This is a genomic window from Aeromonas sp. PS2Canimalfood6 (genome assembly GCF_048276795.1).
GTDB classification, from domain to species: Bacteria; Pseudomonadota; Gammaproteobacteria; order Enterobacterales; family Aeromonadaceae; genus Aeromonas; species Aeromonas caviae.
Genome location: NZ_JBLUXC010000030.1, coordinates 34,091 through 48,349, shown reverse-complemented (window position 1 = coordinate 48,349; position 14,259 = coordinate 34,091). Strand labels below are relative to the sequence as shown.

The window sequence follows — 14,259 nt, the reverse complement described above, 5'->3', positions numbered from 1 at the left end:
GGAAGGGGTGAACAACAAGATCAAAGTGATAAAGCGTATGGCATATGGATTTAGGGACTCAGAATACTTTTTTCTGAAAATCAAGGCGGCCTTCCCCGGAAAGCCGCGATGAACCTTTTTTTTTGGCCGTTCCCCTCTGGTGCGTTGCTGCATTTTCAATCATTTTTAGTGGTCGTCGTCTGCGTCTTTGGTCGCAGAGACGGGGCGGGAGTGTGGTGATAATCTGGCCACTCACACGGGGCGAGCTTGTTAATACGGGCGAAAACGTGTAGTTTTTTGCCTTCTCAAGAATTGAATAACCAATCAACTAGGAGCGTGTATGCGCATTGTTCTGTTGGGAGCTCCGGGCGCCGGCAAGGGTACCCAGGCTCAGTTCATCATGGAAAAACACGGTATTCCGCAGATCTCCACCGGCGACATGCTGCGTGCGGCGATCAAGGCGGGTACCGAGCTGGGCCTCAAGGCCAAAGCCGTGATGGACGCAGGTCAGCTCGTCTCCGACGACATCATCATCGGCCTGGTCAAAGAACGCATCGCGCAACCGGATTGCGCCAACGGCTTCCTGCTGGACGGCTTCCCCCGCACCATTCCCCAGGCGCAAGCCATGAAGGATGCCGGTGTGACCGTGGACTTCGTGCTGGAATTCGACGTGCCGGACGAAGAGATCGTCAAGCGCATGAGCGGCCGCCGCGTGCACTCCGGCTCCGGCCGTACCTACCACGTGGTGTTCAACCCGCCGAAAGTGGAAGGCAAGGATGACGTGACCGGCGAGGATCTGGTGATCCGTGCCGACGACGAAGAGACCACAGTGCGCAAGCGTCTGGATGTCTACCATCAGCAGACCGCGCCGCTCATCGGTTTCTACGGCAAGGAAGCGGAAGCGGGCAACACCCGTTACGTCAAGATCGACGGCACCCAGCCGGTGGATCTGGTCAGCCAGCAACTGGCCGCCATTCTCGGTTAAGCCATTCAGGGCCGGCAGGACGCAGCCGTTCGCCGGCTGGCTACGAGAGTGAGAAAAGGGTCCATACCGGGCCCTTTCTTGCATTCCATTCCCACGACACAGAACGACAGGATGCTAACGTGACCACGAAAACCGGGATCTTGCTGGTCAATCTGGGTACCCCGGCCGCGCCGACCACGGCGGCGGTCAAGGCGTTTCTCAGCCAGTTTCTGCACGATCAGCGGGTCGTCGACCTGCCGCGCTACCTCTGGTGCCCCCTGCTTCACTTCATCATCCTGCCGACCCGCTCCCCCAAGGTGGCCAAGCTCTATCAGCAGGTATGGACCGAGCAGGGCTCCCCCCTGATGGTCATCAGCCAGCAGCAGCGCGCGGCCCTGGAGCACGAGCTCAAGCGGGAAGGGGTCGAGGTGCCGGTGGCGCTCGCCATGACCTATGGCGCCCCGTCGCTGGCCGATGGCTGGCAGGCCCTCAAGGCCCAGGGGGTCAACCGGGTGATCCTGCTGCCGCTCTATCCCCAGTATTCGGTCAGTACCACCGCCTCGGTGTTCGACGCCTGGGCCAGGGCGATGAAAACCGAGCGCAATCTGCCGGTGGTGCGGCTCATCCGCGATTACCATGCCCACCCGGAGTACATCCAGGCGCTGGCCATGAGCGTGCGTCGCCACTGGGAGCAGCACGGCCAGGGGGAGCATCTGCTGATGTCCTTCCACGGCATTCCCGAGCGCTACGAGCGGGAAGGGGATCCTTATGGTCATCAGTGCAGGCGCACCGCCGCCCTGCTGGCGGAGGCGCTGGGGCTGGCCCCGGAGCAGTGGACCGCGAGCTTCCAGTCCCGCTTTGGCAAGGAGGAGTGGCTCAAGCCCTACACGGACCTGACCGTGGGCGAATTGCCCTCTCGCGGCGTCAAGCGGCTCGATGTCATCTGCCCGGCCTTCTCGGCGGATTGCCTCGAGACCCTGGAGGAGATCCAGGTGCAGAACCGGGAGATCTTCATGGCCGCCGGTGGCGAGCAGTTTGAATACATCCCAGCCCTCAACAGCGATCAGGCCCATATCCGAATGATGGTTTCCCTCATCTGTCGCGAGCTGGCATGATGACCGTTCTCATCCGGTGCCCGACGTGGCGGACGTTCGGATTCAACGATAAAGGAGTGTCCTGATGATGCATATCACGCTGATTTACGCCGGCCTGCTCGGGCTCTTGTTTCTGCTGCTCTCCTTCTGGGTGGTCAAGCGCCGCGCCCAGTTCAGGGTGATGATAGGGGAGGGGGAAGCCCCCGAGATGCTGGCCGCGATCCGCGCCCACGGCAACTTTGCCGAGTACGTGCCCCTCACCCTGCTGCTGATGGCCCTGTGCGAACTGGCGGGGGTCGGGGCGCTCTGGCTGCACCTGGGCGGTGTGCTGCTGGTGGTGGGGCGCATCCTGCATGCCATCGGCATCCAGATCCCCAGGGCTCCCAACATGCCGCGCCTCTTCGGCACCCTCTTCTTCTGGCTGTCGCTGGGGATGTTCTCGGTGCTGGCCCTGGTGCAGGGGCTCTCGGCAAGCTGAATGTCATCCCGCAACACCACCCCGCCACGGGGTGGTTTTTTGTGGCAGCCAAGTCAAACGTTTTCCTCGCAAACCCTTGTCTATACTGACCTCAAAATTCAATCGTGCGACTTTTCGGCGTGGTGGATTGTGTTAAAATCCCGCCCCTCTTTTCCCCAGAGCACAGAAGATTGCCATGAAATTTCCCGGTCAGCGCAAGTCCAAACACTACTTCCCGGTCGACAGACGTGATCCCCTGATCCCGCAGAACTCCCAGCTCACCGAACTGGGCAAGGCCTATGTAGTGGGCATCGATCAGACTCTGGTGGATATCGAAGCCCATGTGGATGAAGACTTCCTGAACCGGTACGGCCTGAGCAAGGGCCACTCCATGCTCATCTCCGACGAGGTGGCGGAGCTGGTCTACGACGAGCTCAAGGCCAACAACATGGTGGTGAGCGAATTTGCCGGCGGCACCATCGGCAACACCATGCACAACTACTCCGTGCTGGCGGACTCCCACTCCATCCTGCTTGGCGTCATGAGCCAGGACATCCGCATCGGCAGCTATGCCTACCGCTATCTGTGCAACACCTCCTCCCGGGTCAACCTCGACTACCTGCAGCCGGTGGACGGCCCGGTCGGGCGCTGCTTCACCTTCATCACCGAAGGGGGAGAGCGCAGCTTTGGCATCAACGCCGGCAAGATGGATCACCTGGATGTGGACCACATCCCCGAGACCATCATCAAGGAGGCCTCGGCCCTGGTGATCACCGCCTACCTGGTGCGCGGCGCCGACGGCACCCCCATGAAGGAGGCCGCCATGGCCGCGGTGCGCTATGCCCGCGAGGCCGGGGTGCCTGTGGTGCTGACCCTGGGCACCCGCTTCGTCATCGACGAGAATCCCCAGTGGTGGCGCGATTTCATCAGCGAGAACGTGACCGTGCTCGCCATGAACGAGGACGAGGCGGAGGCCCTGACCGGGATAAAGGATCCCCTCGGCGCGGCCGACAAGGCGCTGGACTGGGCGGACATGGTGCTCTGCACCGCCGGCCCCATCGGCCTCTACATGGCGAGCTACACCGACGAGGACTACAAGCGCGAGACCACCCACACCCTGCTGCCCGGCGTCATCCCCGAGTTCAACATGTACGAGTTCAGCCGCCCCATGGCCCGGGACAAGTGCCGCAAGCCTGCGCGTATCTACTCCCACATCTCCCCCTACATGGGCGGGCCGGAGAAGATCAAGAACACCAATGGGGCAGGGGACGGGGCGCTGTCCGCCGTGCTGCACGACATGGTGGCGAACGCCTACCACCGCATGAACGTGCCGAACTCCGCCAAGCATCTCTCGGAATTCCTGACCTACTCCTCTCTGGCCCAGGTGTGCAAGTACGCCAACCGGGTGAGCTACGAGGTGCTGGCCCAGAGCAGCCCGCGCCTTTCCCGCGGGTTGCCGGAGAAGGAAGACAGCCTGGAAGAGGTGTACTGGGAGCGGTGATACCTCTTCCTGTCGACCACGAGAAAGGGTGCCACTGGGCACCCTTTCTTGTTTTTGGGGCTGGATCATGTTTTTGGCATCGCTTTTGCTGACATCGTGGACAGCCCGCGTCGCGGCGGCATACCTTGTGTTAAGGATATGTAGCTGCTGCGGGGCGAGGGTATGTTGAGACAATGGAGTATCGGTCGGCGTCTGTCGCTGGTGACCCTGATGGTGCTGGCGCTGCTGGGACTGCTGCTGTTCTTCTGCCTGCAGATCTATCAGCAGGGGCTGATGGGGGAGAAGAGCCGCCAGACTCAGGCTCAGGTGGATACCGCCTACAGCCTGGTGGCGGGGCTGGAAGCCAGGGTGCGCAAGGGGGAGATGGACGAGGCGAGCGCCAAGGCCGAGGCGCTGGCGCTGATCAAGGGGTTGCGTTATGGCAACGATGACTACTTCTGGATCAACGACAGCCACCCCACCATGGTGATGCACCCCATGAAACCCGAGCTGGACGGCAAGGATCTCTCCGGGGTGGAGGACAAGCAGGGGCTCAGGCTGTTCGTCGCCTTCGCCGATCTGGCGCGGGCCCAGGGCGCGGGGGAGGTGGCCTACTACTGGCCCAAACCGGGGGTGGACGAACCGGTACGCAAGATCTCCTACATCAAGCGCTTCGCCCCCTGGGACTGGATCATCGGCACCGGCGTCTATGTGGACGACGTCGAGGCCCAGTACCGGGAGGTGCTGCACACCCTGCTGGGGATCGGGCTGGTGCTGGCCCTCCTGCTGTTTGCCGTGGTTGGCCTCATTGTGCGCAGCATCGTCGTACCCCTCTCCCGCTCGGTCTCGGCCCTTGGCAACATCGCCAGGGGGGAGGGGGATCTGCGGGTACGTCTGCCGGAGTCGGGGCGTGACGAGCTGAGCCAGCTCAGCATCAACTTCAACCTCTTCGCCAGCCAGATGGCGCAGCTGGTGGCCCGCAGCCAGCAGATAGCGGATCAGAACCGGGTGCATGCCCACCAGCTGGCCGAGGTGGTGGAGCGTACCGGCGCCATCGTCACCGGCCAGGAGCAGGATACCCTGCGGGTGGCCAGCGCCATGGAGCAGATGACGGTGAGCAGCCGCGAAGTGGGCCAGCACGCGGCCCAGGCCGCCGACGCGGCGGACTCGGCCCTCAATCTGGCCCAGCATGGCCGCGAGGTGGTGGTCCAGACCCGGGAGTCCATCAGCCAGCTGGCGGACGAGATGGTGGAGACGGTACAGGCGGTGAGCCGCCTCGAGCAGGAGACTCAGCAGATTGGCTCCGTGCTCGACGTCATTCGCGGGGTGGCGGAGCAGACCAACCTGCTGGCCCTCAACGCCGCCATTGAAGCGGCACGGGCCGGGGAGCAGGGGCGCGGCTTTGCGGTGGTCGCCGATGAGGTGCGTACCCTGGCGACCCGCACCCACAGCTCCACCGACGAGATCCGGCAGATGATCCAGCGGTTGCAGGAGGGGGCCGGCAAGGTGGTCAGCGGCATCAGCCAATTACAGCAGCTCTCCCGCGCGACGGCGGACAGGGCCGGCGATGCGGATGTCGCCATCAATGCCATCGATGGATCCGTCCACACCATTACTGCCATGAATGGGCAGATTGCCACGGCGGCGGCGGAGCAGAGTCGGGCGGCGGAGGAGATCAACCAGCGGTTGGTGGCCATCACCCAGCTGGCGGCGGATGCCCTGGCCCAGAACCGGCTGACCGAGCAGGCATCCGGGCAACTGGCGCTGGCCTGCGACGAGCTGGGGGCCCTGGTGGCGAAATATCGCATCTGACGGCCTTTATCCCCGCTTTTTCGGGATAAGGCTTGAGTCTGGGGGGCTTTTGGGACACCATCTGCCCCATTCTCGGCCAGCCCTGGCCGACAGCCTGCCATTGCTTTGCAAGAGAGAGACCCCATGAGCAAACTAACTGACAATCTTGACGCCAATTTCCAGCTGTTCATCGAAGAAGTCCGCGAGTCGGGTCAGGTGTGGGGTCTGCGCTACGGTGAAGACTGGGTGGTGTGCCGCTCCGCCGAGTTCGAAGATGCGGACGTGATGCCGCTCTGGTCCGCCGAAGGGGATGCCCGCCTGCACTGCGTGGACGAGTGGGCGGATTACGAGCCGGAAGTGATCGAGCTCGAAGAGTTCCTGGACATCTGGATCAACGATCTGGACGAGGATGACGTGCTGGTCGGCCCGAACTGGAACGCCGATCTGGAAGGTCAGGAGCTCGAGCCCATCGAGCTGGCCAAGGCGCTGGTGGAACTGGACGCCTGAGTCTGCCGTCCCGCCGGATTGTGATGAACCGGCCCCCTTCGGGGGGCCGGTTTTTTTATGGCCGCCATGGGCCATGAAAAGGCGATTTGCCTTTGCACCCGTCCCGGGGATGGGTCATCATCAACCCTTTGCCGATCGGGAGGTGCCATGTTTGTCTTTGACGTGACCACGAAGGCGGGGGCGCAGGGGAGGATCCAGGTGCAGGCGCTGGACTGGAGCCAGAGCGGCCCGGTGAGCTTTCAGTGTGACAGCGACGAGCTGGCCCTGGTGCTGCTGAGCGGGTGCCGCTGTGATGCCGTGGGGTACTTCAATCTGCTGGGGGGCTGCAAGCCGCTCTACGTGGAGCAGTGGCTCACCTATTTGCAGGAGCGTGGCCAGCTGGAGAAGGTCACGGCCCGCCAGGAGAGCCCGTCCCAACCCGATTACCTGACCCGGGCCGGGCTGGCGGACGACGAGCTCAATGCCCTGCTCGGCCAGATCTACAAGGTGGCCGGGTTCAACCGCCTGCAGATCAACCGCTACCTCAAGCATCGCCACAACCCGACCATGCTGGCGACCCGTTACGATCAGAAGGAGCTGGAGCGTTATCGCCAGCTCAACGACATCATTCTGACCCTGTTGAAGCTGAAACCGTCTCCGTGAAGATCCCCATCTGACCGATCTCCGGTCCCAGCTCCTGGGGCCGGGCGATGAGGTAGCCCTGCAAGCCGTCCACATACATGCTCTGCAGCATCTGCTTCTGGCCTATCTGTTCCACCCCTTCCGCGATCACCAGGCAGCCCATGCGATGGGAGACGTCGACGATCATCCGCACGAACTGCTGATTGGTGAGATCCTGCTCCAGCTCGGTGATGAGACCGGGGTCCAGCTTGATGTAGTCGGGTTTGAGCTCGCGAAACAGGCTGAAGGAGCCGATCCCCTTGCCGAAGTTGCAGATGGCCGAGCGGCTGCCGTGGCGCCTGAGCAGCTCGAACAGCCGCCTGGACCCGGTCAGGTTGCGCTCCAGATGCTCCTCGTCGAGCTCGAACACCAGGTTGGCCCCGATGTCGGGGTCTTTTTGCAACTGGTGATCCAGCCAGATGAGAAAGGCGCTGTTTTGCAGCAGGGAGCCCGGCAGATTGAGACCCCATCGGCTGTTGTGGCCTCCGAAGGCGCGGTATTGGCGGATGACGTGGCGGATCACCATCTGGGTCAGGCGCAGTACCATGTCCAGCCGCTGCGCCATGGCGAGCAGGGTATCGCTTGGCAGCACGGTGCCGTCGCTGCTGCAAAAGCGGGGATAGATCTCGTGATAGGCGAGCATGCCGCGATGCAGGGGCTGGATGGGCTGGCAGGTGAAGTTGACGCTCTCCTGCTCCAGCAGATCGGTCAGCACCTGGGTCCAGTGACGCTGACCCTGCACTTCGACCACCTCGTCGTTCTGCTGGATGGCCCAGCCATTGACTACCTCTGTCTGGGCGCGGGCCAGCGCGAGATCCGCCCGGGCCAGAATGGCCTCTATCTTCTGCTCGCTGCTCAGGCGGGTCATGCCCGAGTAGGCGGCGCTCTCGAGCTCGTGATCGTGCTGATAGCGATCGAAGGCGAGCTTTAGGTCCCGTCCCAGCAGATGGGGCGGGATCTGGGCCAGGGGGGGCAGCAGGACGGCAAAATCGGCCCCCGAGATGCGATAGACCCGGTGGCCCGGGAAGCGGCTGACGGTGTGGCTGATGAGGGCGGCGATGTCCCGGATGTAGGCATCTCCGGACTGGAAGCCGCGCTGGGCGTTGAGGGTCCCAAGCTCAGTGGCGCGGATGAGCACCAGGATGGCGGTCTGGGTGTTTTCCTGTTGCAGCAGCTCGGTCAGATCGCGCCGGAAGGCGTGGCGGTTGCCAAGGCCCGTCATCTCGTCCCGGGTCGCCTGATTGTGCAATTCGGTGATCTGGCGGTGGGCATCGATCTCGGCCTCATTGAAGGATGCAAGGAGCTGGCGCAGAGCCGTTTGTGCCTGTACGCTGTCGAGCATGGCGGGATCCCGCTGCTGCAGCGCCAGCAGCCAGCGTTGCTCCTGCCTCGCCTTTTCCCCACGGCGCACGCTGTGGGTGAGAAAGAGCAGCAGGGCGAATCCCGTCAGGGTGGTCATCAGGACCAGCAGCAGGGTGAGCGGTGAGGCGGGGGGGGCGAGCAGCACTCCCTGCAACAGCAGCATGGGAATGCAGACCAGTGCGCTGACCAGCAGCAGGTTTCCCTCATGTTTATTCAACATCGTTTCATCCTTGATGATGTTCATGATGTAGAAATTCTAACCAAGTCGCTGGCGCAAAACATGAGTACTCACGCAACTCCACGATAAAGCGCCGGCGGAATGCAACTAAATGTGAGTGAAAACACTTTCATGGTCTGTAAAAAAAGCGAAGATGGGTTGAAAACAGCCCCAACAGAGCAGAGGTAGATATGTTGCTAGAACCCGTAGACACCGCCAAAGCACGGCAACTATTGAATCAGAGTATGGCCTTGGTGCTCGCAGGGGGACGGGGCAGCCGCCTGAAGCAGTTGACCGATAACCGCGCCAAGCCCGCCGTCCACTTTGGCGGCAAATTCCGTATCATCGACTTCGTGCTCTCCAACTGCATCAACTCCGGCATCCGCCGGGTAGGTGTGGTGACCCAGTACAAGTCCCACAGTCTGTTGCGCCACCTGCAATCGGGCTGGTCTTTCCTGCGCTACCAGATGAACGAGTTCATCGACTTGCTGCCCGCCCAGCAGCGGGTGGACGAGGTGCACTGGTATCGCGGCACCGCAGACGCCATCTACCAGAACGTCGACATCATCCGTGACTACGGTCCCAAATACATAGTGGTGCTGGCAGGGGATCACATCTACAAGATGGACTACGCCGCCATGCTGCTCGATCACGTGCGCCTCGGCGCCAAGGTGACGGTGGCCTGTATCGAGGTACCGCGCTGCGAGGCATCGGCCTTCGGCGTGATGGACATCGACGAGCAACGCAAGATCCGCGCCTTCGTGGAGAAACCGGCCAATCCGCCCGCCATGCCGGGCTGCGAGGATCGCTCGCTGGCCTCCATGGGCATCTACATCTTCGAGGCGGAGTACCTCTACCAGTTGCTGGAAGAGGACATCCACAATCTGGAGTCCAAGCACGACTTCGGCATGGACGTGATCCCGCGCATCGTGGGGGAGGGCAAGGCCTTTGCCCACCCGTTCAACATGTCCTGTGTCGGGGCCAAGGAGGGGCAAAAACCCTACTGGCGCGACGTGGGGACCCTGGATTCGTTCTGGGAGGCGAACATGGACCTTGCCTCCGTGGTGCCCGAGCTCGACATCTATGACGAGAACTGGCCCATCTGGACCAGCCAGAACATGTCGCCCCCGGCCAAGTTCGTGCAGGACAGAAACGGCCAGCACGGCATGACCATCAACTCCATGTTCGCGGGGGGCTCCATCGTGAGCGGCTCCTTCGTGCTCAACTCGGTGCTGTTCACCAACGTGCGGGTGCACTCCTTCTGTACCCTGGATCAGGCGGTGATCTTCCCCGGGGTCGAGATCGGGGCTGGTTGCCGCTTGCGCCGGGTGGTGGTGGACAAGGGATGCAAGCTGCCAGACGGCCTGGTGGTGGGGGAGAACGCGGACGAGGATGCACGCCGCTTCTACCGCTCCGAGCAGGGCATCGTGCTGGTGACCAAGCCGATGCTGGCCAAGCTCGGCTAACTTCGTCGATACAGACAAAAAAAGGGAGCCCTGGGCTCCCTTTCTATTGGTGGTCGATTTATTTCTCGCTGACCAGGGCCTTGCCGGCCATCACCATGGCGGTGCCATGCTTGCCACCGGCGGCGGTCACTTGCGGGACACCATCTTCGTCGGTGTCGCTGCCGGCACCCTCGATGACGTTCTCGCCGGAGTCGCCGATCCACTCGGCCATCTGCATGCCGCCGTTGACGGTGCCGCGGAACCAGCTCACGTAGCGCTGGGTCAGCTGGGCCAGCTCCAGCTCGGGTGCCTTCTCGGCCCCTTCGTTGCGCAGGTTCAGCATGGCAGAGCGCAGGGCGCCGGAGATGGCGGCCTGGGTCCAGGGGGTGTATTCACCCTGCTTGCCGGCGAGCCAGGTTCCGGCCTTGGCATTGAAGTAGGCCTTGTCGGCGGCGATGAAGAGCTCGCGCGCCGCGGTGCGGTACTTGGCATCCGAGGTGGCCAGGAAGGCGGCGGTCAAGCCGCGGATGGCGGCGAACTGCGCGTCGATGGACTGACCGGCGTCAAGCTTGCCGCCCAGGGTCAGACCGTCATGGACCAGGCCGTTCTTGCCCTTGAGGTTGGCGAGGATGAAATCGGCCTGCTTGCGGACCAGTGCGATCGCCTGCTCACCCTGTGGGGTCTTGAGGTTCAGCTCGCCATTGTCACCGGCGGCGTAACCCACCGGCAGCGCATCCTGGGCGCGCTGGAAGATCTGCAGGGCGACCAGGCTGTAGGCAGCGTCAAAGGTGGTGACGTGCTTGTCCTGTTTGCCAGCCTGCCAGCTGTCGACCAGGGTGCCAGCCTTGGGCTCGAAGTGCAGGGCCAGCAGGTTCTTGAAGGTGAGGTTGGAGAGGTTCAGGGCCAGGGAGAAGGCATCGCTGCCCGCCACCGCCTTGCCCAGATCGTTGGTCTGGTTGGCAGCCGGAGCGGCGGCGAACGGGGCACCGTCAAACACGGCGTGGAAGGCCGGGTTCTGGTTGGTGTTGGCCGTGCGCTGATCGCTGAAGGCGTAGAACTCGGAGAGGGGCCACAGCAGCATCCAGGCGTCGCGCAACTGGGCGGTGCCGTCCACGACCTCCAGCTTGCCGATGGCACCGGCGTCGTTCTTGCTGGTCTCGGTCACTTTCACCTGATGAGGGAAGTAGACAACCCCCTTGGCCGGATCGTACTGCGGGGTGATCTTGGCACCCAGGGTCTTGCCGTCAAAGCCGAGCTGACCCTGCAGGATGGCGAGCTTGTCGATGGACTGCTCGGTCAGCATCATGCCGTTGAAGCCGTCGGCGGCAGAAACCCCCAGCTTGTGCTTGCCGTCCTGATCCATGGTGGCGGACGCGGCTTCCACCTCTTCATCGGTCTCGGCTACGTGCATGCCGCCCAGGAAGTCCTGGGACCACATCACTTCCTTGAGCAGGATGCCGCCCACGGCTGCCGGGACCAGCAGGTTGTCACTGCCGCTCCAGCGCAGGGTGGCGTAGTCGCGGAAGTAGGCGGGGACCTGGGTCTTGACGCTCTTCTCGTTGCCCTTGGCGGTCTTGATGGTGATCTGGTCACCGTTGACCGGGGTGGCGTTTACGGCCTGGGCGAACTCCGGGTTGGCGGAGGCGTAGGGCAGGGAGAGGGGATACATGCCCTGGGGAATTTCATCGGCGGGGAAGCCGACGGCCTCTGCCATGGCCAGTACCCGTTTGCCCAGGTCGGCCAGGGTGCCGCCACGGGCCTGGTTTTGCGGCCCGTTTACCAGATGGGGGCCCATGCCGGACTGGTAGTTGAGGGCGTACATTGCCTCTTCGGAGTATTCATAGGATTCGATGCCGGCGGCGAAGTCGAACGGGGTCGGCTCGTCGGCGCGGTTGGCGTCCAGCACATCCAGATCCAGACCGAGGGCCTCGGCTAGCGGCTCGCCGGAGAGCTCGAATTCGGTGTAGGCCAGCATGTTGGCGGCGGTGTTGAACGTCTTGTCCTCCACCTTGACGGCAGCCTGTGCGGCGCTGCTGAGGAGTGCGCAGGCGATCGCCTGCACCAGTACGGTTTTTCTCATGTCCTTCTCACCATATTGTTGATTTTATTATGACGCTTCTCATGAATCTAAATGAGAATGGTGTGCATTATGGGGCAAAGGGCGGGGCTTGAGAAGAAAAAAACCGCGCCCCGGTGGGGTGAAGAGGAGAGGCGCGGCGGCAGGTGTCACATCAGTTTGAAGGGGATGACCAGTCGGCCCGGCTCCACCTTGAGGGCTTCGACCTTGTCCTTGATCCGCGCCTCGTTCTGGCGGCTGCCATCGAGCCGGTAGACGGGGGTCTGGGAGAGGAACAGGGAGAGGGACTGGTTGAAGGTGGGCAAAAGCGGGGAGAGGGCGGTGCCCACGTCCGCCGGCTCTGTCTTGACGGAGAGCAGCTCGAGATCGCGCAGATAGATGGCGCCCTGTTCGGCCACGTAGTCCGGGCGTGCCCGCAGGGAGAGGCGGATCTTCATCTGCTGGCTGCCCAGCGGGCTCGCCACCTGCAGCTCGCCGGCGGCATCCAGCTCGACCTTGTCGGCCTGGCTGCGGCCGATGCGGCTTTGCATGTCATCGAGTCGGATCTTGCTCGACATGATGCCGGGGATCCCCAGCTGTTTCTCGAAGGCGACTCGCTCCTTGAGGTACTGGTTGATCTCTCCTTCACTGACGCTGTACTGGGTCAGCGAGCAGGCCGCCAGCAGCAGGGCGAAGGGGAGCAGAAGCAGGTGTTTCAACATGGGAGGGTTCCATTTTCGGGGCTGTCACAAGAGGTGGCGCCATCTTAGAGGCAAAGCGGGTTGGCCGCCAGTGGGGCCGCCCTGACCGGTTTCTGTCGCATCCCCCATATGGGGATGGCAATCCGTTTTCATTCGAGTAGCTGTTTCCCTTCACCGCCAGCAGGCCCGCCCTGGCGTCATCCCCGACATACCCACAGACAAGCTCCTGTTTTAACGATGCAAAATCCCATTGACCCCGCGATTTCAAAGCGAGTATTTTACCGCCGCACAAAGTCAAATTGATAATCATTATCATTTTGAATCTTCTTTGAGGGTATGACGTGAAGACTCGAGTAATGGACAATGGCACACCTGCCGAGGCGAAGATGTCGCCTGATTTCTTGTTTACCTCGGGTCAGGGCACGATCAGTGCCACTGACCTGGGGCAACCCATCACCACCCCCGCCTGCGAGTGGCCCCTGCTGGCACAGCAGATAACCCTGGCCCTCGATGCCGCCAGGGCTGCCGGCCAGACCAACCCTCTGCTGATAGGTGCTTTTGCGTTCGACCCGGCGGAGGCCTCCTGCCTCTATGTGCCCGGCAACTATAAGCGGGGCGAGAAACTGGCCCCGACAGAGCCGTCATCGGTGACAGCGGCTGAGCAGGCCCCCGAGGCCAACCGGGTCATCTCGGTGCAGAGCACCCCGCCGGCCAGCGAATTCCAGGCCTCGGTCAGTGCGGCGCTGGATGCGTTTGCACAAGGCCGGCTCGCCAAGGTGGTGTTGTCGCGCAAACTCACCCTTACCCTGCACCAGCCTGCCGACCCTACGCAGGTGATGGCCCGTTTGATGGCCCAGAATCCCCACGCCTTCCACTTCTCCCTGCCGCTCGGCCAGGGTCGCCGCCTGCTGGGCGCCAGCCCCGAGTTGCTGCTGCGGGTCAGCGGGGGAGAGGTGTTCACCCATCCGTTGGCGGGCTCCGCCAGACGGGCGAGCGAGCCGGCGCAAGACGAAATGGTCGCCCGGGAGCTGCTGGCCTCTCGCAAGGATCAGCATGAGCACCGCCTGGTGATCGACGAGATCCGCCGGGTGCTGACCCCCCACTGCCGCGAGCTGGCGATCCCGTCCAGCCCCTCGCTGATGAGCACGGATACCCTCTGGCATCTGGGCACCCCCATCGCCGGCCGACTGCACGGTGGCGAGGCCTCGGTGCTCTCCTTGGCCTGCCAACTGCATCCCACCCCGGCCCTGTGCGGCTATCCCACCGAACTCGCCCGCCAGTTTATTCGCGAGCAGGAGCCCTTCCGGCGCGCCCTGTTCAGCGGCATCGTCGGCTGGTGCGACAGCCAGGGCAACGGCGAGTGGGCCGTGGTGATCCGTTGTGGCGTGCTCGATGGCCATCAAGTGGAGCTGTTTGCCGGCGCCGGCATCGTCGCGGGCTCGGATCCCGCCATGGAGTGGGCCGAGACCGGCACCAAGCTGGGGACCATGCTCAAGGCCCTGGGCCTGGATTTGGAGGTGGCGCAATGACCCAGCTTCAATATCTG

13 protein-coding genes are annotated in these 14,259 nt (G+C 63.0%); 10 read left to right on the top strand and 3 right to left on the bottom strand.

Going from position 1 to position 14,259, the window contains the following annotated elements; all coding sequences use genetic code 11:
* From ACNPAA_RS13180 to ACNPAA_RS13145, 8 genes are all read left to right on the top strand, one after another.
* Window positions 1-112: transposase (locus ACNPAA_RS13180; protein WP_147273929.1), on the top strand; the 112-nt coding region annotated here is incomplete at its 5' end.
* Window positions 113-319: 207 nt separating this feature from the next.
* Window positions 320-964, top strand: a complete 645-nt coding sequence (gene adk, locus ACNPAA_RS13175) for an adenylate kinase (protein ID WP_010674422.1) — start codon at window positions 320-322, stop codon at window positions 962-964.
* Window positions 965-1,083: 119 nt separating this feature from the next.
* The gene (hemH, locus tag ACNPAA_RS13170; protein WP_042017278.1) at window positions 1,084-2,058 is read left to right on the top strand and encodes a ferrochelatase; all 975 of its coding nucleotides are present in this window, start codon (window positions 1,084-1,086) and stop codon (window positions 2,056-2,058) included.
* A gap of 64 nt (window positions 2,059-2,122) precedes the next feature.
* Window positions 2,123-2,515: an MAPEG family protein gene (locus ACNPAA_RS13165; RefSeq protein WP_041212923.1), complete on the top strand. Its 393-nt coding sequence runs from the start codon at window positions 2,123-2,125 to the stop codon at window positions 2,513-2,515.
* Window positions 2,516-2,690: 175 nt separating this feature from the next.
* On the top strand, window positions 2,691-3,995 hold the full coding sequence (locus ACNPAA_RS13160; protein ID WP_010674425.1) for an inosine/guanosine kinase: 1,305 nt from the start codon (window positions 2,691-2,693) through the stop codon (window positions 3,993-3,995).
* A gap of 162 nt (window positions 3,996-4,157) precedes the next feature.
* A complete protein-coding gene (locus ACNPAA_RS13155; protein ID WP_233759680.1) occupies window positions 4,158-5,786 on the top strand; it encodes a methyl-accepting chemotaxis protein in 1,629 nt (542 codons plus the stop codon).
* 123 nt (window positions 5,787-5,909) lie between these two features.
* A complete protein-coding gene (locus tag ACNPAA_RS13150) occupies window positions 5,910-6,272 on the top strand; it encodes a DUF2750 domain-containing protein (RefSeq protein ID WP_010674427.1) in 363 nt (120 codons plus the stop codon).
* A gap of 147 nt (window positions 6,273-6,419) precedes the next feature.
* Window positions 6,420-6,914 (top strand): hypothetical protein, encoded by a 495-nt coding sequence (locus ACNPAA_RS13145; RefSeq protein WP_010674428.1) that lies wholly within the window; start codon window positions 6,420-6,422, stop codon window positions 6,912-6,914.
* Here ACNPAA_RS13145 and ACNPAA_RS13140 read toward each other — a convergent pair.
* A complete protein-coding gene (locus ACNPAA_RS13140; protein WP_069652607.1) occupies window positions 6,877-8,514 on the bottom strand; it encodes an EAL domain-containing protein in 1,638 nt (545 codons plus the stop codon). The two genes, ACNPAA_RS13145 and ACNPAA_RS13140, sit on opposite strands and share 38 nt — an antisense overlap.
* A 188-nt stretch (window positions 8,515-8,702) precedes the next feature.
* On the opposite strand from ACNPAA_RS13140, the gene glgC reads away from it, so the two are divergent.
* Window positions 8,703-9,977 carry a glucose-1-phosphate adenylyltransferase gene (gene glgC, locus ACNPAA_RS13135; protein ID WP_010674430.1) on the top strand — a complete coding sequence of 425 codons (1,275 nt, stop codon included), beginning with the start codon at window positions 8,703-8,705 and terminating at the stop codon, window positions 9,975-9,977.
* A 58-nt stretch (window positions 9,978-10,035) separates the two neighbouring features.
* Here the strand turns inward: glgC and ACNPAA_RS13130 are convergent, their stop codons facing one another.
* Both ACNPAA_RS13130 and ACNPAA_RS13125 read right to left on the bottom strand, forming a co-directional pair.
* Window positions 10,036-12,036, bottom strand: coding sequence for a hypothetical protein (locus ACNPAA_RS13130; protein WP_417891816.1), 2,001 nt, complete (start codon window positions 12,034-12,036; stop codon window positions 10,036-10,038).
* A gap of 146 nt (window positions 12,037-12,182) precedes the next feature.
* Window positions 12,183-12,734, bottom strand: a complete 552-nt coding sequence (locus tag ACNPAA_RS13125) for a lipoprotein (protein WP_045524966.1) — start codon at window positions 12,732-12,734, stop codon at window positions 12,183-12,185.
* A 320-nt stretch (window positions 12,735-13,054) separates the two neighbouring features.
* Here ACNPAA_RS13125 and ACNPAA_RS13120 point away from each other — a divergent pair, with 320 nt between their 5' ends.
* On the top strand, window positions 13,055-14,242 hold the full coding sequence (locus tag ACNPAA_RS13120) for an isochorismate synthase (RefSeq protein ID WP_417891815.1): 1,188 nt from the start codon (window positions 13,055-13,057) through the stop codon (window positions 14,240-14,242).
* Window positions 14,243-14,259: the final 17 nt, after the last annotated feature.

What these genes read in the sequence shown, in the direction of transcription:
- adk (WP_010674422.1), top strand. Translation starts at nt 320, where the DNA reads ATGCGCATTGTTCTGTTGGGAGCTCCGGGCGCCGGCAAGGGTACCCAG.
- ACNPAA_RS13165 (WP_041212923.1), top strand. Translation starts at nt 2,123, where the DNA reads ATGATGCATATCACGCTGATTTACGCCGGCCTGCTCGGGCTCTTGTTT.
- ACNPAA_RS13160 (WP_010674425.1), top strand. Translation starts at nt 2,691, where the DNA reads ATGAAATTTCCCGGTCAGCGCAAGTCCAAACACTACTTCCCGGTCGAC.
- ACNPAA_RS13155 (WP_233759680.1), top strand. Translation starts at nt 4,158, where the DNA reads ATGTTGAGACAATGGAGTATCGGTCGGCGTCTGTCGCTGGTGACCCTG.
- ACNPAA_RS13150 (WP_010674427.1), top strand. Translation starts at nt 5,910, where the DNA reads ATGAGCAAACTAACTGACAATCTTGACGCCAATTTCCAGCTGTTCATC.
- ACNPAA_RS13145 (WP_010674428.1), top strand. Translation starts at nt 6,420, where the DNA reads ATGTTTGTCTTTGACGTGACCACGAAGGCGGGGGCGCAGGGGAGGATC.
- ACNPAA_RS13140 (WP_069652607.1), bottom strand. Translation starts at nt 8,514, where the DNA reads ATGTTGAATAAACATGAGGGAAACCTGCTGCTGGTCAGCGCACTGGTC.
- glgC (WP_010674430.1), top strand. Translation starts at nt 8,703, where the DNA reads ATGTTGCTAGAACCCGTAGACACCGCCAAAGCACGGCAACTATTGAAT.
- ACNPAA_RS13130 (WP_417891816.1), bottom strand. Translation starts at nt 12,036, where the DNA reads ATGAGAAAAACCGTACTGGTGCAGGCGATCGCCTGCGCACTCCTCAGC.
- ACNPAA_RS13125 (WP_045524966.1), bottom strand. Translation starts at nt 12,734, where the DNA reads ATGTTGAAACACCTGCTTCTGCTCCCCTTCGCCCTGCTGCTGGCGGCC.